The organism is Pseudomonas prosekii (genome assembly GCF_900105155.1).
Lineage (GTDB): Bacteria > Pseudomonadota > Gammaproteobacteria > Pseudomonadales > Pseudomonadaceae > Aquipseudomonas > Aquipseudomonas prosekii.
Genome location: NZ_LT629762.1, coordinates 4,507,116 through 4,525,708 on the forward strand (window position 1 = coordinate 4,507,116; position 18,593 = coordinate 4,525,708).

The 18,593-nt window shown below is 60.3% G+C and carries 20 protein-coding genes; 11 read left to right on the forward strand and 9 right to left on the reverse strand.

Annotated elements, in window-relative coordinates:
* Nucleotides 1-13 precede the first annotated feature (13 nt).
* A complete protein-coding gene (locus tag BLU01_RS20500) occupies nt 14-1,366 on the forward strand; it encodes a GntP family permease (RefSeq protein WP_092278937.1) in 1,353 nt (450 codons plus the stop codon).
* Nucleotides 1,367-1,496: 130 nt separating this feature from the next.
* Here BLU01_RS20500 and alaC read toward each other — a convergent pair whose 3' ends face one another.
* Entirely contained in the window at nt 1,497-2,714 is a 1,218-nt protein-coding gene (gene alaC, locus BLU01_RS20505) for an alanine transaminase (RefSeq protein ID WP_092278939.1), read from the reverse strand.
* A gap of 139 nt (nt 2,715-2,853) precedes the next feature.
* Between alaC and BLU01_RS20510 the strand changes: the two genes are divergently transcribed.
* The 3 genes from BLU01_RS20510 (at nt 2,854) to BLU01_RS20520 (ending at nt 4,669) form a co-directional block, all read left to right on the forward strand.
* Nucleotides 2,854-3,516, forward strand: a complete 663-nt coding sequence (locus BLU01_RS20510; RefSeq protein WP_092278941.1) for a LysE family translocator — start codon at nt 2,854-2,856, stop codon at nt 3,514-3,516.
* Between the two features lie 90 nt (nt 3,517-3,606).
* Nucleotides 3,607-4,092, forward strand: coding sequence for a GyrI-like domain-containing protein (locus BLU01_RS20515; RefSeq protein ID WP_092278943.1), 486 nt, complete (start codon nt 3,607-3,609; stop codon nt 4,090-4,092).
* Between the two features lie 88 nt (nt 4,093-4,180).
* A complete protein-coding gene (locus tag BLU01_RS20520; RefSeq protein WP_092278945.1) occupies nt 4,181-4,669 on the forward strand; it encodes a GNAT family N-acetyltransferase in 489 nt (162 codons plus the stop codon).
* Nucleotides 4,670-4,739: 70 nt separating this feature from the next.
* Here BLU01_RS20520 and BLU01_RS20525 read toward each other — a convergent pair whose 3' ends face one another.
* From BLU01_RS20525 to BLU01_RS20540, 4 genes are all read right to left on the reverse strand, one after another.
* A complete protein-coding gene (locus tag BLU01_RS20525; RefSeq protein WP_331716149.1) occupies nt 4,740-5,576 on the reverse strand; it encodes an IS3 family transposase in 837 nt (278 codons plus the stop codon).
* Nucleotides 5,573-5,875: a transposase gene (locus BLU01_RS28070; protein WP_231987094.1), complete on the reverse strand. Its 303-nt coding sequence runs from the start codon at nt 5,873-5,875 to the stop codon at nt 5,573-5,575. Before BLU01_RS28070 ends, BLU01_RS20525 begins: the two co-directional genes overlap by 4 nt.
* A 478-nt stretch (nt 5,876-6,353) precedes the next feature.
* Nucleotides 6,354-6,959: a pyridoxamine 5'-phosphate oxidase family protein gene (locus BLU01_RS20535; protein WP_092278949.1), complete on the reverse strand. Its 606-nt coding sequence runs from the start codon at nt 6,957-6,959 to the stop codon at nt 6,354-6,356.
* 24 nt (nt 6,960-6,983) lie between these two features.
* Complete coding sequence (locus BLU01_RS20540) at nt 6,984-7,469, reverse strand: GNAT family N-acetyltransferase (RefSeq protein WP_092278951.1); 486 nt, start codon at nt 7,467-7,469, stop codon at nt 6,984-6,986.
* A gap of 141 nt (nt 7,470-7,610) precedes the next feature.
* Between BLU01_RS20540 and BLU01_RS20545 the strand changes: the two genes are divergently transcribed.
* The 4 genes from BLU01_RS20545 (at nt 7,611) to BLU01_RS20560 (ending at nt 10,281) form a co-directional block, all read left to right on the forward strand.
* A complete protein-coding gene (locus BLU01_RS20545) occupies nt 7,611-8,036 on the forward strand; it encodes a YybH family protein (RefSeq protein WP_092278953.1) in 426 nt (141 codons plus the stop codon).
* A gap of 93 nt (nt 8,037-8,129) precedes the next feature.
* Complete coding sequence (locus tag BLU01_RS20550) at nt 8,130-8,474, forward strand: YciI family protein (RefSeq protein ID WP_092278955.1); 345 nt, start codon at nt 8,130-8,132, stop codon at nt 8,472-8,474.
* Nucleotides 8,475-8,554: 80 nt separating this feature from the next.
* Nucleotides 8,555-9,046 carry an SRPBCC family protein gene (locus BLU01_RS20555; RefSeq protein ID WP_092278957.1) on the forward strand — a complete coding sequence of 164 codons (492 nt, stop codon included), beginning with the start codon at nt 8,555-8,557 and terminating at the stop codon, nt 9,044-9,046.
* Nucleotides 9,046-10,281, forward strand: coding sequence for an RNA polymerase sigma factor (locus BLU01_RS20560; RefSeq protein WP_092278959.1), 1,236 nt, complete (start codon nt 9,046-9,048; stop codon nt 10,279-10,281). The genes BLU01_RS20555 and BLU01_RS20560 overlap by 1 nt, the downstream gene beginning before the upstream one ends.
* Nucleotides 10,282-10,321: 40 nt before the next feature.
* Here the strand turns inward: BLU01_RS20560 and BLU01_RS20565 are convergent, their stop codons facing one another.
* Nucleotides 10,322-11,176: a LysR family transcriptional regulator gene (locus BLU01_RS20565; protein ID WP_092278961.1), complete on the reverse strand. Its 855-nt coding sequence runs from the start codon at nt 11,174-11,176 to the stop codon at nt 10,322-10,324.
* Nucleotides 11,177-11,265: 89 nt separating this feature from the next.
* Here BLU01_RS20565 and BLU01_RS20570 point away from each other — a divergent pair, with 89 nt between their 5' ends.
* Complete coding sequence (locus BLU01_RS20570) at nt 11,266-11,694, forward strand: multidrug/biocide efflux PACE transporter (RefSeq protein WP_092278963.1); 429 nt, start codon at nt 11,266-11,268, stop codon at nt 11,692-11,694.
* Nucleotides 11,695-11,796: 102 nt separating this feature from the next.
* Here the strand turns inward: BLU01_RS20570 and BLU01_RS20575 are convergent, their stop codons facing one another.
* Nucleotides 11,797-12,555: an SDR family NAD(P)-dependent oxidoreductase gene (locus BLU01_RS20575; protein ID WP_092278965.1), complete on the reverse strand. Its 759-nt coding sequence runs from the start codon at nt 12,553-12,555 to the stop codon at nt 11,797-11,799.
* A 118-nt stretch (nt 12,556-12,673) separates the two neighbouring features.
* Between BLU01_RS20575 and BLU01_RS20580 the strand changes: the two genes are divergently transcribed.
* Nucleotides 12,674-13,573 carry a LysR family transcriptional regulator gene (locus tag BLU01_RS20580; RefSeq protein WP_092278967.1) on the forward strand — a complete coding sequence of 300 codons (900 nt, stop codon included), beginning with the start codon at nt 12,674-12,676 and terminating at the stop codon, nt 13,571-13,573.
* Nucleotides 13,574-13,663: 90 nt separating this feature from the next.
* On the opposite strand, the gene BLU01_RS20585 is transcribed toward BLU01_RS20580, so the two are convergent.
* Both BLU01_RS20585 and BLU01_RS20590 read right to left on the reverse strand, forming a co-directional pair.
* Nucleotides 13,664-15,292, reverse strand: a complete 1,629-nt coding sequence (locus BLU01_RS20585; RefSeq protein WP_092278969.1) for an inorganic phosphate transporter — start codon at nt 15,290-15,292, stop codon at nt 13,664-13,666.
* A gap of 296 nt (nt 15,293-15,588) precedes the next feature.
* On the reverse strand, nt 15,589-16,611 hold the full coding sequence (locus BLU01_RS20590; RefSeq protein WP_092278971.1) for a transporter: 1,023 nt from the start codon (nt 16,609-16,611) through the stop codon (nt 15,589-15,591).
* A 300-nt stretch (nt 16,612-16,911) separates the two neighbouring features.
* On the opposite strand from BLU01_RS20590, the gene BLU01_RS20595 reads away from it, so the two are divergent.
* On the forward strand, nt 16,912-18,534 hold the full coding sequence (locus tag BLU01_RS20595) for a methyl-accepting chemotaxis protein (protein ID WP_092278973.1): 1,623 nt from the start codon (nt 16,912-16,914) through the stop codon (nt 18,532-18,534).
* Nucleotides 18,535-18,593 lie beyond the last annotated feature (59 nt).

Sequence of the window (18,593 nt, forward strand, 5' to 3'; positions counted from 1 at the left end):
GGAGACACCCCTAATGTTCGGCATGTCCCACGAGACGTTCCTGCTGCTCGATGCAGTGGTCACGGTAATCGGACTTATTGTCCTGATCACCAAGTTCAAATTTCACCCGTTTATCGCGCTGATCATCGCCGCGCTGTTCCTCGGCCTGACGTCGGGCATGCCGGTGGGCACCATTCTCAAAGCGTTCCAGGACGGCTTCGGTGGTGTGCTCGGGTTTGTCGGGATCATCCTCGCGCTGGGCACCATGCTCGGCAAAATGATGGCCGAATCGGGCGGTGCGGATCAGATTGCGCAAACGCTGATTCGCGCATTCGGCAAGGACAAAGTGCAGTGGGCGATGATGTTCGCGGCGTTCCTGGTCGGCATTCCGCTGTTCTTCGAAATCGGCTTTGTGCTGTTGATCCCGCTGGTGTTCATCGTTGCGCGGCGCACCGGCGTGTCGATCATCAAGATCGGTATCCCGCTGCTGGCCGGCCTGTCGGCGGTGCACGGTCTGGTTCCGCCACACCCGGGCCCGCTGCTGGCCATCGGCGTGTTTGGTGCCGACATCGGTAAAACCATTCTGTACGGTCTGATCGTGGCGCTGCCGACGGCGATTATTGCCGGTCCGATTTTCGGTACGTTCATCGCCAAACACATTCCGGGCCACGCCAATCAGGAACTGGTCGATCAACTGGCGCGCGAACCGCAGGCGACCACGTTGCCGAGTTTCAGCATCACCCTGATCACCGTGTTGTTGCCGGTGTTCCTGATGTTGCTGAAGACTTTCGCTGACGTGGCGTTGCCGGAAGGGCACTTCTTCCGTGCCTGGATGGACATGATCGGTCACCCGATTTCGGCACTGTTGCTGGCCTTGCTGCTGTCGCTTTACACCTTCGGCTACCGTCAGGGCATGGGCTCGAACAAGATTCTGAAATTGCTCGACGCCAGCCTTGCGCCGACCGCCGCGATCATTCTGATCATCGGTGCCGGTGGTGGCTTCAAACAGATGCTGGTCACCAGCGGTGTCGGTGATGTGATCGGCCACATGGCGGTGAACGCGCAGATCTCGCCGATTCTGTTGGCGTGGCTGGTGGCGGCGGTGATTCGTGTCGCGACCGGTTCGGCGACTGTGGCGACCATTACTGGCGCGGGCATTGTGGTGCCGGTGGTGGGGATGATTCCGGGCGTCAACCGTGAGCTGCTGGTGCTGGCCACGGGTGCCGGTTCGCTGGTGTTGTCGCACGTCAACGACGCCGGTTTCTGGCTGGTGAAGCAGTACTTCAACATGACCGTCGTGGAAACCTTCAAGACCTGGACCGCGATGGAAACCATCCTGTCCGTGGTGGCGCTGGGCTTCATCCTGCTGCTGTCGATGTTCGTTTAAGCCACACAGGCAGCAACACCGCAAAACAACTGTGGGAGCGAGCGTGCTCGCGATGACGGACTGACTTTCAACATCTTTGCTGAATGTCAGGTCCTCATCGCGAGCAAGCTCGCTCCCACAGTGTTATGTGTTAACCGTTGGTTTTTGCGACCAGCCCATCCGCGCGAAACATCCCGCGTATGCCGCGCACGGCCTGACGAATCCGGTCCTGGTTTTCGATCAGCGCGAAGCGCACGTGATCATCGCCATACTCGCCAAATCCTACGCCCGGCGAGACACAAACCTTCGCCTCGGCGAGCATTTTCTTGGCAAATTCCAGCGAACCCAGGTGCGCGTACGCTTCAGGAATCTTCGCCCAGACATACATCGAAGCCTTCGGATTCTCGACCATCCAGCCCAGTTCATGCAGGCCTTTGACCAGCACGTTACGGCGCTGGCGATACTGCTCGGCGATGTCTTTGACGCACTGCTGATCACCTTCAAGCGCAGCAATCGCCGCCACCTGCAACGGCGTGAACGTGCCGTAGTCGTGGTAACTCTTGATCCGTGCCAAGGCGTTGACCAATTCCGCGTTACCGACCATGAAACCGATGCGCCACCCGGCCATGTTGTAGCTCTTGGACAAGGTGAAAAACTCCACCGCAATGTCCTTGGCGCCCGGTACTTGCATGATCGACGGGGCTTTCCAGCCGTCGTAGACGATGTCGGCGTACGCCAGATCGTGCACCACCAAGACGTCGTATTGCTTGGCGAGGGCGATCACCCGTTCGAAGAAATCCAACTCCACGCATTGCGCGGTCGGGTTCGACGGGAAACCGAGGATCATCATTTTCGGTTTCGGGATCGAGCCACGAATCGCGCTTTCCAGTTCGGCGAAGAAATCCACGCCCGGAACCAGCGGCACCGAACGCACCTGCGCGCCGGCAATCACCGCGCCGTAAATGTGGATCGGGTAGCTCGGGTTCGGCACCAGCACGGTGTCGCCCTGGTCGAGGGTGGCCAGCATCAAATGCGCCAGGCCTTCCTTGGAACCGATGGTGACAATGGCTTCGGTTTCCGGGTCGATGTCGACCTCGTAACGATTCTTGTACCAATTGGAAATCGCCCGGCGCAGCCGCGGAATGCCCTTGGACGTCGAGTAACCGTGGGTGTCTTCGCGCTGGGCGACGGTCACCAGTTTTTCGACGATGTGCGGCGGGGTCGGGCCGTCGGGGTTGCCCATGCTGAAGTCGATGATGTCTTCGCCACGACGACGCGCGGCCATCTTCAGCTCGGCAGTGATGTTGAAAACATAAGGGGGGAGTCGATCTATGCGCGCAAAGCGGCGCGGCGAACCTGGGTTGGCCATTGTTGCCTCGGAGAACGTGAGCGCCCGGAACCGTCCGAGCGACGCTGGCCACTGCGGTGGCCTGTGGCGGAATGTAAGGGCGGATGTGGCAAACTGTCCAGCCACTTTGTAAACAAAACTGTCCGAAGGAAACGGGTTGATGGAATTTAGCAGCGGCTTCTTGTTGAGCCTTTCGTTGTGCCTGGATATCGGCGTCGCCAACATCGCCATGATCACGTTGGCCATGCAACGCGGCTATTTTCAAGGCTTTGCGCTGGGTTTGGGGACCTGTGTCGGTGACCTGATCTACGCGGTTTTGGCGCTCGCCGGCATGACCGTTTTGCTGCAATACGAAACCGTGCGCTGGGTGCTGTGGATCGGCGGTTCGGCGCTGTTGCTGTACTTCGCGGCGAAGATGATCTACTCGGCGATCCACCACGAAGCGCTGTTGACGCAGACCGCAGACGTGGGAAACAACTCGCATCGACGTGAGTTTTTTCGCGGCATCTTCCTCGCCATGTCCTCGCCCAGCGCGATTCTCTGGTTCGCCGCGGTGGGCGGTACGCTGATCGCCCGCTCCGGCGGTGGCGGTGCCGTCAGTTCTGCGCTGTTCCTCGGCGGATTCCTTAGCGCCGGGGTGCTCTGGTGCGTGGCTCTGTGCTTTGCCGCGAGCCACGGCGGCAAGTTGCTCGGCGACAAACTGCTGCGCTATTCGTACATGGCATCGGCAGCGATCTTCTGCTATTTCGCGGTGTACGTGATCCTATCGGGTTACAACGAGTTTATCGGCAAGGCTGCCGTCGGGCAGATGCCGGGGATTTGAACGGCCAATCGCTGGGGGAATCGGGCATGAGTTCTATACTTTTTCAGCTGAGCTTCCCAACGCCCACTTTTCCATCAAAGGAGTTGAATCATGGATGAACAAACGCAGGTCAAACTCGCCGAACCACGCTTTGAGCACGGGCACTTTCTACTCATCGCCGGGCTGGGTGGCCGATTTAACCAGCAAACATCCGCAGACATTCCCAAACTCTGGGAACAATTCGTTCCAGAGATTGGCAAGATTCCCGGGCAAAAAAGCGAAGTGACCTACGGCATCTGCTGCAATCCCGACGGCCAGGGTGGTTTCGAATACATTGCCGGCGTCGAAATCAGTAAGCTCGACGACCTGCCGGAAAAGTACCGCTGGGTCGAAGTGCAACCGCAGCAATACGCGGTGTTCGAGCACAAGGGGTCGCTGGACAGCTTGCCCGCGACTTTTCAATACATCTGGAAAACCTGGCTGCCGCAGTCCGGCCGGCAAGCGGCGGATGCGCCGGAGTTCGAACGCTACAGCGAAGATTTCAACCCGACGCTGAATACCGGCGTGCTGGAAATCTGGTTGCCGCTCAAGGATTGAATTACTGCGAGAGTGCGGACCGCCGGTCCGCCTCTCCAGCGTTTTAATTTATGATCTGCGATCTTTCCTACGCTGATCCCGAGTTGCCATGAACACCGTAATCCGCAACGTCACGCCCGCCGACCTCGACCGCTGCTACGCCATCGAAACCGTTGCCTATGAAGGCGACGAAGCCGCCACCCGCGAAAAAATCGCCACGCGCATAGCCACTTGGCCCGAGGGGTTTATCGTCGCTGACGTGGACGGCGTTGTAGGCGGTTTCGTCAACTCCGGTGCGGCGTTTGACGTCGAGATGTCGGACGAAGCGTTCAAGGAACTGATCGGCCACGACCCGGCTGGCCCGCACGTGGTGATCATGTCAGTGGTGGTGCACCCGGATTTTCAGGGGCAGGGGTTGGCCAAAAGCTTGCTCGCCGAATTCATCGAACGCATGCGCGCGCTGGGCAAAACCCACATTCACCTGATGTGCAAGGAACGGCACATTGCGCTGTACGCCGGGTTCGGCTTCGCCTACATCAAGCCCTCGGCGTCGGACCACGGCGGAATGGCCTGGCATGAAATGGTGCTGGAACTCTGATTGATTTGAAGCCCCCTGTAGGAGTGAGCCTGATCTGGTCAAGTAATCCTGGACACCAATTACGGTTTTTTCACGCCGCCATTTTCTCCATGGCGACCGGTGACCGGTAATCGTTGTAGCTATGGAGCCTGAAGTTGTTGTAGCGCACCACGTAGCGCTGCAAATCAGCCCGGGCTTCATACTCCGAGCGGTAACCGGCTTCAGGCACCCACTCTGATTTCAGACTTCCAAAGAAACGCTCCATCGGGGCGTTATCCCAGCATTCGCCTTTACGACTCATGCTTTGCCGCAGTCCATTCGCCAGCAACTCATTCCTGAACTTATGGCTGGTGTACTGGCAGCCTTGATCGGAGTGAAACAGCACGTCTTTGGGTTTGCCTCGCAGCTCAACCGCCATCCGTAGGGCCTCGCAGGTCAGCTCCGCATCCGAGATCATCGAAAACGCCCACCCCACGAGCCGGCGGGCGAACAGATCCAGAACCGCTGCAAAATACATCCACCGCGTGCCGACCTTGATGTACGTCACGTCCGCGCACCACACTTGGTTGATCGCCGTGACATCAAACTCGCGCTTAAGCACGTGCGGCGCCACCAAGGCTTCAACGCCAGATGACTTGTATTTGTGACGTCGGCGCTGACGACTGACCACGCCGGCTTCTCGCATCAAGCTGCGAGCCATGTGCCTCCCGACGCGATGCCCCTTGGCTTGCAGCTCCCTGGAAAGGGTGCGCGCCCCCGCGGAAGCTCTGGATTCCTTGTGATGCTCGACCAGCATGGCTTTGAGTTTCTCCCGCTCAGGGTTCACCTTGCCTTGGCGCTGACGCCAGGCATAAAAACTGCTGCGGCTGACTTCAAACACCCGGCAGCAGTCGTTAACGCCGTATCGCTCACCCAGCTCATTGATCAGTGAGAATGATCTTTGGCGTCCAAAAGCAGGAGAGCACTGGCCTTTTTTAGGATTTCGATATCCCGGTCTTTTTGCCTGAGCAAGGCTTTGAGTTCCTGGATTTCTCGCTGGTCAGCCGTGATCGCTTTGGCTCCCACCGGGGTCGAACCCTGGCGTTCTTTACGCACCTGATCGACCCAGCGACGCAAGGCGGTAGGGCCAATATCTAAACTGGCGCAAACCTCGGGAACCGATATCCCCTCATCCAGCACCATGCCAGCAGCCTTGAGTTTGAACTCAGTTGAATAAGAATTACGCATATCCAAAAACACCTCAGATTTGGGCGACATCATAGCGCCCGATTGAAGTGTCCAAAATCATTAGGCCAGTTCAGCCTGCTCGCGATTGGGTCGGTACTTTCAACATCAATGTTGGTGGTGACTACGCCTTCGCGGGCAAGCCTCGCTCCTACATGGGGCCGGTGTCGTACACGAATCCCAGACCACTGAAGATCCCCTGTGGGAGTGAGCTTGCTCGCGATTGGGCCGGCACTTTCAACATTGATGTTGACGGTGAATACGCCTTCGCGGGCAAGCCTCGCTCCTACAGGGGGCCGGTGTCGTACACGAATTCCAGGCCGCTGAAGATCCCCTGTGGGAGTGAGCCTGCTCGCGATGGGGTCGGCACTTTCAACATTGATGTTGGCGGTGACTACGCCTTCGCGGGCAAGCCTCGCTCCTACAGGGGGCCGGTGTTGTGCGGGAACCCCGGGCCACTGGGTTTTAGCTTGTTGGGGATTTAATACAAGCTATCGCGCACTCGCGCCGGGGCTTCGCGGTCGTAGGTGTCGGCGTCGAACTGTCCGTCATTCAAGCGTTTGTGAAACGCGCCTGCCGTCGGCAGTGCCGAGCGGTCGAGGAAGCGTTCGGGGTTCCACAGCTCTGATCGGACAATCGCTTTCGAACAATGGAAATACGCCGCGTCCACCGTCACCAGCAGCACCGTGCGCGCCGGTTTGCCGTTGACCGCGAAACTCTCCAGCAGCGTCGGTTCGGCGCTGATTTTCGCCGTACCGTTGACGCGCAATGTTTCGCCAATCCCCGGAATGATGAACAGCAGCGACACTCGCGGATCGAGCACCACGTTGCGCAGCGTGTCGATGCGGTTGTTGCCCGGACGATCCGGGATCACCAGCGTGCGCTCATCGATGATCCGCACAAACCCCGGCGCATCGCCGCGCGGCGAGCCGTCCATGCCTTCCGGGCCGACCGAGCTGATGATGATCAGCGGCGAGGCGCGGACCATCGCCTGATAATCCTCGTTCAGAAACGCGATCTGCTTGCGCACCGCACGGTCGTGCGGTTGGCCGTAAATCGCTTCGAGTGCTGCGATTGAATCCACCATGATTTTCCCCTCAACCCATCTGCATCAGAACACCAGACTCATGCGCCGCTCATAGCCAATTCGGCCGCGATACGCCTCGCCACTGTCGACGTAGCCGAACCGTGCATACAGCGCAATCGCCGCGTCATTGTCGGCGTCGACCGACAATTCAATCGCCTTGATTTCAGGAAATGCCTGGCGCGCAACCTCGGGCAGGGTTTCCAGGCAGGCCTTGCCGTAACCTTTGCCCTGGGCGCGTTGATCGACTTGCAAAGCGTGCAGCGTGGCGCTGTGTTCGTCGGCCCAGGCCGGCAAAACCGGCGGGCGTTTGAGCAGCAGGAACGCGACGGGAATGTCCTCGGCCAGCAGCGCGAAACCTTTGACGCCGGGGCCGGGTTTGGACAGCAAGGTGTGCAAGGCACCGTGGATGTCGCCGCTGAATCTGATCTGTTCCTGATGAACTTCAATGGCCTCGACCTGCTGGCGCTGCAACGCGTTCAGGCTCTCGTATGGCACGAGTAAGACTGTCACTGGAGGTGTCCTTTTCCAACCGATATGAGTGGCGGATTCTAGCGAGTTTGCGCGGTTGGATTATTTTTATTTCGACTGTCGATTGGCCGTGATGCCGAACGACTAAAGGTGTCTTCCCAACCAAAACCACGGAGAAACACCATGAATCCGCTCAGCCAGATCCATCACCTGATCGACAGCTATCGCCAGGCTGTTGTCGCTAAAGACGTGGAAAAAGTCATGGCGTTGTACGCCGACGACATCGTCTCGTTCGACGCGGTCAAGGCCCTGCAATTCAAGGGCAAAGCGGCGTACCGCGCGCATTGGCAGGAATGCATGGAAATGTGCCCCGGCCCGCACATCTTCGAATTCCACGAGATCGACATCGTGCCCTCGCAGGAAATCGCTTTCGCCCATTGGCTGGCGCACTGCGGCGGCACCAACGAACAGGGCGAAACCCAGGCCTGCTGGATGCGCGTTACCCAGTGCTACCGGCAAGAGGCGGGGCTGTGGAAGATCGTCCACGAACACTGGTCGGCACCGTTCGACATGGTCAGCGGCGCGGCGTTGTTCGAGCTCAAGCCCTGAGCGACGGACTGATTCATCCGGGCTTGCTCGTCGGAAAAACCGCCGACTCGCCGCACAGCAGCCATAGTTGATCAGCCGATCACGGAGAGCCACATGAAATACCTATGCCTGGTTTACAGCAACGAGCAGACCCTGCATTCGTTGCCCGAAAGCCCTGAAGACGCCGAGTGCATGGCCTACGCCGAGGCGATTCAGGGCAGTGGCCGGATGATCGCCGCCGAAGCGCTGGAGTCGGTGCAGACCGCCACCACGGTGCGCATGCGCAACGGCAAATTGTCGATCACCGACGGCCCGTTTGCCGAAACCAAAGAGCAGCTCGCCGGTTTTTACCTGATCGATGCCAAGGACCTCAACGAAGCGCTGCAGGTCGCCGGCAATATCCCGGCGGCCCGCGTCGGCTGTGTCGAAGTGCGCCCGGTGCGCCAGTTGAAACCCTGAGCAATCGCCACGCGCACATAAAAAAAGCAGTCTCGAAACCACAATCTCAAGACAACAATCACAAAAAAACAGGAGATCCCATGAGCCCGCAGTCCTTGAAAAACCAGCCTGCGCCGTTCCAATTGTCGATCAGCCGTTTGATCGACGCGCCACGCCGCAAAATCTTCCGCGCCTGGACCGAGCCAGCGTTGCTCGCGCAATGGTGGGGCCCGCACGGCATGACCACGCCGGAGTGCGAAATGGACCTGTGGGTCGGCGGCCAGTTTCGCACCTTGATGCGCGCGCCGGATGGCAGCGAATACCCGACGCTGGGCGTGTTTCTGGAGATCGTCGCGCCCGAGCGATTGGTCTTCACCGACGCGTTTGCGCCGGGTTGGATTCCGTCGGGCAAACCGTTCATGAGCGCCGAAGTCACGCTCGAAGAGCAGGGCGGCCAAACCCTGTATACCGCCCGCGCCATGCACTGGAGCGAAGAGGATCGCCAGGCCCACGAGGCCATGGGTTTTCATGACGGCTGGGGGCAAAGCCTTGATCGGCTGGTGACGCTGGTCACCGAAGGCATGCCGGACTGATGTCCGCCGAATCGGTGAAAGCGCGGGTCGAGCAGGTTTATCGCGAAGACTCGCGGCGCATTCTGGCGACGCTGATCCGTTTGCTCGGCGATTTCGACCTCGCCGAGGAGGCGCTGCACGAAGCGTTTTTCGTCGCCGTCGCGCGTTGGCAAACCGACGGCGTGCCGGCCAATCCGCGCACGTGGCTGGTGTCCACCGGGCGCTTCAAGGCGATTGACGTGTTGCGCCGACGTGCGCGGTTCAACGCCTCGCGGCCGCTGCTGATCGCTCAGTTGGAAGAACTGGAGCAGGCCGACTGGAGTGACGAAGACGTGGAAGACGATCGCTTGCGCCTGATCTTCACTTGTTGCCACCCGGCCCTCGCGGCGGATTCCCAGGTGCCGCTGACCTTGCGCGAAGTCTGCGACCTGACCACCGAAGAAATCGCCCGCGCGTTTCTCTCGGCGCCGGCGACCATTGCCCAGCGCATCGTGCGCGCGAAAGCGAAAATTCGTGACGCGAAGATCCCGTATCAAGTGCCGTCGCTGGCCGAGTTGCCCGAGCGCCTCGACAGCGTTTTGCGGGTGATTTATCTGGTGTTCAACGAAGGCTATTCGGCGTCGATTGGTGCCGAGCTGACCCGTGAAGATCTGACCCGCGAAGCGATTCGCCTGGGTCGATTACTGGTGGAATTGTTGCCCGAAGCAGAAGTGCTGGGATTGCTCGGGTTGATGCTGTTGCACGAGTCGCGGCGCCCGGCGCGGACCTCGGCGGACGGTGAGCTGATCTTGCTGGATGAACAGGACCGTACGTTGTGGGACGCCACGATGATTGCCGAAGGCTGCGCGCTGGTGGAACGCGCGTTGACCCTGCGCCGCTTCGGCCCTTATTGCCTGCAAGCGGCGATTGCGGCGGTGCACGCTGAAGCGCCGACGGCGGCGCAAACCGACTGGCCGCAGATTGTCGGTTTATACGATTTGCTGCTGCGCGCGCTGCCATCACCGGTGATCGAACTCAACCGCGCCGTGGCGTTGGCCATGCGCGACGGGCCGTTGGCGGGATTGACGGTGGTGGAGGCGATTCTGGCGCGCGGCGAATTGCTCGATTACCACTTGGCGCACTCGGCGCGGGCGCAGTTTTGTCGGCAGTTGGGCAGGGTGGACGAGGCGCGGTCGGCGTATCGACGAGCGCTGGAATTGACCCGGCAAGCGCCAGAGCGGCGGTTTATCGAGCGGCGCCTGCAAGAATTGCAGTAGCCCCGATCGGCATCAAGGCTTGCCCGCAATGAGCGCGGCGCTATTCCAGCATCTTGCGCAAAAACCAGCTGCCCGCCGGCCCCGGTGGGTGCAGCCGCGACCACAGCGCATCGACAAACACCGGTTTCGGCCAGCCGCGCACCTGCAATTCCACCAGCGATCCGGCGCCAAAACGCCCGACCAGCCAGCGCGGCAGCGGCGCCCAGCCAAATCCGCCCTGAGCCATCTCCAGCAGCATCAGATAACTCGGCGCCGACCAAACCCGGCCCTTCGCCCGGCTTTCATATGGATTGACGATGGTCGCCAGCCGCAACTCGCGATGTTGCTGCAGCACGTCTTGATCGATGCCGCTCAGCGCCGCCAACGGGTGAGTTTGCGCGACAAACAGGGCAATTTCCGTACGTTCATCGACCGTTGAACTGACCAGATCCGGCGGATAGCTGTCCTGCATTTCCGCAAACGCCACATGCGCTCGACCGCGTTGCACCAGCGCCACGAGGTCATCGCATTCGGCGATCAGGCATTCAAGTTCCAGTTCCGGATAACGCTGCTCGAACACGCTGAGCGCCGCTTCGAAACGGTTCGACTGGTAAGTGTCGGAAATCGCCACGGTCAGCTTCGCCTCGACCCCTTGTGATAACTGGCTGGCGGTCAATTCCAGGCGACTGCTGGCGGCGAGGATTTCTTCGGCGCGTTGCAACATCACGTGGCCGGCCGGAGTCAGGCTGGGCTTGCGGCTGCTGCGGTCGAACAGCGTCAGGTTGAGATCGATTTCCAGGCTGGCAATCGCCGCACTGATGGTCGACTGACTACGCCCGAGTTTGCGCGCCGCCGCCGAAAAGGAGCCCTGCGTCGCCGCTTGCACAAACGCCAACAATACTTCGTGAGAGGCCATGAACTATCGCTCTGGTCGATGGTTATTGGTTTTGAAGTATCGGTGTGCTCGCGGATGATCGCAACCTCAGTCACTCAGGGAGTCTGGCCATGAACGCCAACAAATCCATTACTGAACGAGTTTTCCAGGCCATCGGTTTTGAACTGCTGGCCGTGTTGATCTGCACCCCGCTGCTGGCCTGGGTGATGGACAAACCCATGCTGGAAATGGGCGTCGCCATCGCCGCGCTGGCATTGGCGTGGAACGTGCTGTTCAACGGCATGTTTGACCGTTTGCTCAAGCGCTACGCGATCGTACGTAACGCGTGGGTTCGTGTGGTCCACGCGCTGTTGTTCGAAGGCGGTTTGATCGTGATGGGCGTGCCGTTGATTGCCTGGTGGCTGAGCATCAGCCTGTGGCAGGCGTTCTTGCTCGACATCGGCGTGCTGCTGTTCTTTTTGCCGTACACCTACGTTTACCACTGGGGTTACGACGTACTGCGCGAGCGTTTGCTGCTGCGCAATACCTGCCAAAACTGAATGCTTTTGTAGCAACTGCCGAGCCCCGCGAGGCTGCGTTCGACGACAAATCGGACGCAGCCTCGCGGGGCTCGGCAGCTGCTACATGGGTTGATGGTTCAGTTAGAGGAACATGCCGCCCGAGGCTTCGATGCGCTGGCCGTTGATCCACTGGGCGCCCGGCGACAGCAGCAGCGCAATCGCGGCGCCGATGTCATCCGGCTGGCCGGCACGGCCCAGCGCGGTGTTGCTCGCGACCATCTGATTGACCGCCGAAATATCGCGCACCGCGCCGCCACCAAAATCAGTTTCAATCGCCCCCGGCGCCAGAATATTCACCGAAATCCCGCGCTCGCCGAGCTCCTTGGCCTGATACCGCGTCAGCACTTCCATCGCGCCTTTCATCGCCGCATAAGTGCCGTAACCCGGCAGGCTAAAACGCGCCAGACCGCTGGAGATATTGACGATGCGCCCGCCGTCATTCATCAGCGGCAGCAATTTCTGCGTGAGGAAAAACGGCCCTTTCAAATGGATATTCATCAGCAAATCAAACTGCTCGAGCGTGGTGTCGACGAAATTGGCGTGCACGCCGACCCCGGCGTTGTTCACCAGAAAATCAAAGTGTGCCTGCTCAAAATGGCTGTTCAGCACCTCGCTGACGGCACCGGCGAAAGCGTCGAAACCCTCACTTTTGCCGACATCGAGTTGCAGCATCGCGGCGCGACCACCGAGGTTTTCGATCTCCGCGACCAGTGCCTGCGCCTCGTCAGCGCGGCTGTTGTAAGTACCGATGATGTCGATGCCTTGCGCGACCAGATTTAACGCGGTGCTCCTGCCCAAGCCGCGGCTGGCGCCGGTGATCAATGCGATTTTGCGATTCATGAGATTTCCTCAAACAGTGGGTGACCGATGGGAGGAAGTGTATTTATCCGGCCCTAGGTGATAAACAGAGCGAAACCGGAATCACTGGTCGGTTCATCCGAACAATCTAGGTCAGCTCATGAACAAACTGGAATTGCTGCGCACCTTCGTTCGCGTCAGCGAAATGTCGAGTTTTACCCTCGCTGGCGAGAGCTTGGGCCTGCCGCGATCCACGGTTTCCGAGCACGTGCAATCGCTGGAAAAACTGCTCGGCACACGGCTGTTGCAACGCACCACGCGCAAGGTGCAGGCGACGCAGGACGGCTTGGCGTTATACGAGCGCAGCAAGGATCTGCTGTCGCACATGGATGAAATCGAAGGGCTGTTCCGCCAGGACGAGGCGTCGCTGGCCGGGCGGATTCGTTTCGACATGCCGAGCATCATGGCGCGGCGTTACGTGATGCCGCGCCTGCCGGAATTCATGGCGCGGCATCCACATCTGGAACTGGAAATCAGCAGCACCGACCGCCGCGTCGATTTGCTCAGCGAAGGGTTTGATTGCGTGGTGCGCGTCGGCGCGCAGCCGGATCAGTCGGTGGTCGCGCGCCATGTGTGTGACTTCGAGCTGTTCAACTGCGCCAGCCCGGCGTACCTGCAGCGTTACGGCGTGCCGCAGAGCATTGAAGACCTGGCGCAGCATCGATTGGTGCATTACGTCGGGGCGTTGGGTTCGCGTTCGGAAGGTTTTTTGTACGAGGCGCAGGGCAAGGTGCATCGGGTGGCGATGGCCGGCAGCGTCACGGTGAACAGCACTGACGGCTACGAATCGGCGTGTCTGGGCGGGTTTGGTTTGATTCAGGCGCCGCGCGTCGGCATGCAGCCGTTCATTCAAAGCGGCGAATTGGTGGCGGTGTTGCCGCAATTCAAAGCGCCGTCGATGGAAGTTTCGCTGCTGTACGCGCGGCAACGGCATTTGCCCTTGCGCGTGCGGGTGTTCATGGATTGGCTGACGCAAGTGATCATTCAGCAAACCCACTGATATGTGGGAGCAAGGCTTGCCGGCGATGGCGGTTATGAAATTGGCATCGCGAGCAAGCTTTGCTCCTACAAGGGCGCGGAGGGTAAGGGGTTAGAACAGTTGGGTGAACAACCAATACAAACTGCCCGACAGCAGGATCGCCGCCGGCAAGGTCAGCACCCACGCCATCAGCAGATTGCGGATGGTCTTCATCTGCAAACCGCCGCCATTGGCGACCATGGTGCCGGCCACGCCCGAGGACAACACGTGCGTGGTCGACACCGGCAAACCAAACATATCCGCCGCGCCAATGGTCAACATCGCCACGGTTTCCGCCGAGGCGCCCTGGGCATAGGTCAGATGCGTCTTGCCGATTTTTTCGCCGACCGTCACCACGATGCGTTTCCAGCCGACCATGGTGCCGAGGCCCAGGGCGATGGCCACGGCGATCTTCACCCACAACGGAATAAACCGCGTCGAGTTGTCGATCTGTTGCTTGAACAACTGCAATTTGTCGCGAGTGTCAGCGTCGAAGTTGCCGACTTTGTTTTTGTCCATCAAGCGAATGGTTTCGCTGGTCAGGTACATGTCGTTGCGCACGTTGCCCACCGCTTGCGCCGGAACGCTCGACAGCGAACCGTAACCCTTGACCTCGGCGCCGATGCTGCCGGTCAGGGCGGCGAGGGCGGGGATCAGTTGCGGCGCCGCTTCTTTGCTGCGCACGTAATCGGAAAGAATCGCGCGCGGATCGGCCGGCGCCGGCAGCGGCGAATGCTTGACCAAGGCTTGCTGGGTCACTTCGGCGACCGCCGCGAACTGCAACGCCTGATCCGCCGGCATGGCGCGGTTCAGCGCATAAGCCATCGGCAGCGTGCCGACCAGGATCAACATGATCAGGCCCATGCCTTTCTGGCCATCGTTGGAACCGTGGGCGAACGACACGCCGGTGCAGGTCAGGATCAGCAAACCGCGAATCCACCACGGTGGCGGCGCATCTCCTTCAGGCGCCTTGTACAGCGCACGGTTCTTGACGAAGGCGCGCAACGCCAGCAGCAACAACGCCGCAAAACCGAAGCCGACCAGCGGCGACAGCAGCAGCGCATAACCGATTTTCGTGGCCTGCGCCCAATCGACGCCGCTGGTGCCGTCGCGCCCGTGCATCAGCGCATTGGCGACGCCGACGCCGATGATCGAACCGATCAACGTGTGCGACGACGAGGCCGGCAACCCCAGCCACCAGGTGCCGAGGTTCCACAGGATCGCGGCGATCAGCAGGGCGAAGATCATCGCAAACCCGGCGGAGGAACCGACTTGCAGAATCAGCTCGACCGGCAGCAACGCGATGATGCCGAACGCCACCGCGCCGCTGGAAAGCAGCACGCCGAGAAAGTTGAAAAAACCCGACCACGCCACGGCGAAATTCGGCGGCAGCGAGTTGGTGTAAATCACCGTGGCGACGGCGTTGGCGGTGTCGTGGAAACCGTTGACGAACTCAAAACCCAGCGCAATCAGCAGCGCCACGCCGAGCAGCAGAAATGGCGTCCAGGTGGTCACCACGGTGCCGAGTTCGTGCATGTCGTGCATCAGGCTGTAAGCGGTAAACAACAATCCGCTGGCCAGCACGCCGAAGAAAATCACCCAGGTCAAGAGGCCGGGTTTTTTATCCAGTTGAGCTCTGGCAGGGCTGGCGGGGACTTTGCTGGCGGGCGCCGGTGCGGCGGTGAAGGAAGGAGTAGCCATCACGGACAATCCTGAGGAGGGAAGGATGTCGCCCATGATCGTTTCAAAATGTGACAGAGAGACTGCGGTGGGTCAGTGTTTGCGGTTTTAGCCCGTCCATTCATCGCAACCCCCACAAATCCCCTGCGCCCAGAAACCCTGTGGCGAGGGGGCTTGCTCCCGTTGGGTCGCGCAGCGGCCCCAGCATTTTTTCAGTCAAACCTCTCGCGCAGGGTTTGCGTCTGCTGCGCAGCCGAACGGGGGCAAGCCCCCTCGCTACAATGCCCGGCGCCCCTCGCCAGCAGGCCCAGAGTGGCTCAATAATCCTGGCGCTTGCGGAACGCCCAGCGTCCGGCCAGCACGGTGAAGGTGGCCACCAGTGCCACCAGAATCCAGAACCCATGCGCGTCGTCCGCCAACGGAATTCCGCCCACGTTCATCCCGAAAAACCCGGCAATGATGTTTATCGGCAGCGCCAGCACCGTGACCACGGTCAGCGTGAACAGCGTGCGGTTGCTCTGTTCGTTGAGGTTGGCGGCGATCTCTTCCTGCAACAACTTGATCCGCTCGCCCAGCGCCGTCAGGTCGTTGATGATCAGCGCAAACTCCTCGGTGGACTTGCGCAACTCCTTGACGTCCTCCTTCTGCAACCACTGCGGCGGGCGGTTGAGCAAACGCAGCAACGACCCCGGCTCGAGCGCCAGCAGCCGTTGCAGGCGCACCAGCACACGCCGATTGGCACCAAGTTCAGCGCGGTTGGTCGAGAGCCGCGACGACAGCAATTGATCCTCGATCTGGTCGACACTCAGGCTGGTCCTGCGCACGATCTGCGTCAGCACCTCGCCCTGATCGCGCAGCAGATGCACGAGCAATTCCAGCGGTGAACGAAAGCGCTCGCCAGCCTTCACCGATGAACGCAACTTGTCCACCGAGTGCAGCGGTTGCAGGCGCGCGCTGATGATCAGCCGGCTGCGCGCGCACACCCACAGCGTCGAGACATCCGAGGAGACCATGCTGCTGAGGTTGAACACCACATCGTTGACCACCGCCAGCAGCGCCGAATCCACATGCTCGATCCGCGTCGAGCGCGAACCTTCGTGCAGCGCCTCGAAAAACTCTTCAGGCAATGCCAGATGGCTTTTCATCCAGCGCTCGCACGCCGCGTGGGCCAGGTTCAGGTGCAACCAGAGAAACTCATCGGCATCCTCGGCGTGCTGCAAAAAACCCAGCGCCTGCGCCGAATCAATCTCGCGACCACGCTCGCCGGGACGAAACCGATAGCCGTAGAGCAAGCCAAACAAATCGGGATCGCGATGGCTCTGGTCGATGCTGTGGTTCATGGCGGCTCACTGGAGGATAGCGGTCGAAGCGGACGTCGAGGCGGCTGGATGAACTGCATTTCGCGGGCTCACCTGAGCCGCATCATCGCAAGTGTTTCTGACCGTTGTGTGACAGTCGGATGGCGCCGCAAACCTGCCGTGGCCGATGGTCGGTAATTGTTAAAGAAGCGCTCTGGCCCGCCGATTACGCAGGTGTCAGATTGCGCGGCGGTGGCCAGCAATCCGCACGGTAGACACGGATGTCCGCACGTCTCTCACGCCGTACCCGGCGTGCCTCTTCCTTGTCATGAGTATCAGCCGATGCTGCAAAAATCCCTGAGAGCCCAAATCCTCGCGCTGTTGAGCGGCAGCCTGTTGGCGATATTGCTGATCGCCCTGGCCAGCTTTCATTTCCTCTCCGGCGGCGTGCAAAGTTACGCCAACCTGATCGACGGCCCGCTGCACACTTCGCAATTGATCGACGAGGCCAACCTGCAATTCAAGGTTCAGGTCCAGGAGTGGAAAAACGTTTTGCTGCGCGGCAAGCAACCGGCAGACAGGGACAAATACTGGAAACAGTTCGAAGATCGCCAGCGCGACGTGCAAGGCATTCTCGGTGAATTGGCCGGGCAAAAAGGCCTCGATGGCCAACTCAAAACCCGCATCGAACGCCTGCGTGACGAACATCGGCAGTTGGGCAGCGCCTATCAAAAGGGCCGCGATGCCTACGTCGCTTCCGGTGGCGACCCGACGGCGGGCGACAACGCGGTCAAAGGGGTCGACCGCGCTACCAGTGAGCAGATGAGCGAACTGGTGACCGAACTGCGCAAACAGGGCAACGAGCAATCGGCGCTGATCAGCGCCAGCGCCGAGCGCACCGTGCTGCTGGGCACTATCGTGATGCTTGCGTCCGGTTTGCTCATTGGCCTGTTGAGCCTGTGGCTGATCAACCGCAACCTGGTCGCGCCGATCCGCAAACTGATCGATTACGTGGCGCAACTCAGCCAGGGGAAATTCGCCGAACGGGTTGCGAGCAATCGTCAGGACGAGCTGGGCAACCTAGCGACAGCGGCAAATACCTTGCGCGATTTTCTCGCCGAAACCTTCAGCCGTTTGCAGCGCAGCGCCAAGGATCTGGACAGTGCCAGCGGTGAGTTGAATGCGATTGCCGGCCTGATGGCCAGCGGCACCAACGAGCAGTTCAACCGTACCGATCAGGTGGCAACGGCGATGAACGAAATGTCCGCTACCGCGCAAGAAGTTGCCCGGCATGCCGCCGATGCCGCACGCGCCGCCGACGATGCCGATCAGTCCGCGCAGCAGGGCGAAAAGGTCATGCAGGGGACCATTCACACGATCACCCAGATGCGCGGTGAAATTGCCAACACCGCTACCGTCATCCGGCGTCTGGAAACCGACAGTGGGCGCATCGGCAAAGTACTGGAAGTGATTCGCGGCATTGCCGAACAGACTAATTTGCTGGCGCTGAATGCCGCCATCGAAGCGGCGCGTGCCGGTGAGGCCGGGCGTGGTTTTGCCGTGGTGGCTGATGAAGTGCGCAGCCTGGCGCAACGTACGGCGGCGTCGATCATCGAGATCAACCAGATTATCCAGACCGTGCAAACGGGTGCGGTGGACGCGGCGCAGGCCATCGAAAGCGGCCAGTCGCGCAGCGAAGAAAGTGTCGCGCAAGTGACTCAGGCCGGCGCCATGCTGGAGCGCATCACCCATGCCGTGGAAGCCATTCGCGACATGAACCGCCAGATCGCCACGGCTGCCGAAGAGCAGACTTCCGTCGCCGAAGACATCTCGCGCAACCTCACCGAAATCACCTCGATCGCCAGCACCAACCTCGACAATGTGCAGCGCACTGAAGCGGCAAGTCACAACTTGCACGGTTTGTCCGGCCAGTTGAATGAGGTCACGGCGCGGCTGAGCGCGTAGCAAAACGGCGCTGTGTATCGGTTTGCTTGCCAAGCCGCTACACAGTCGCTCTCAAGTGT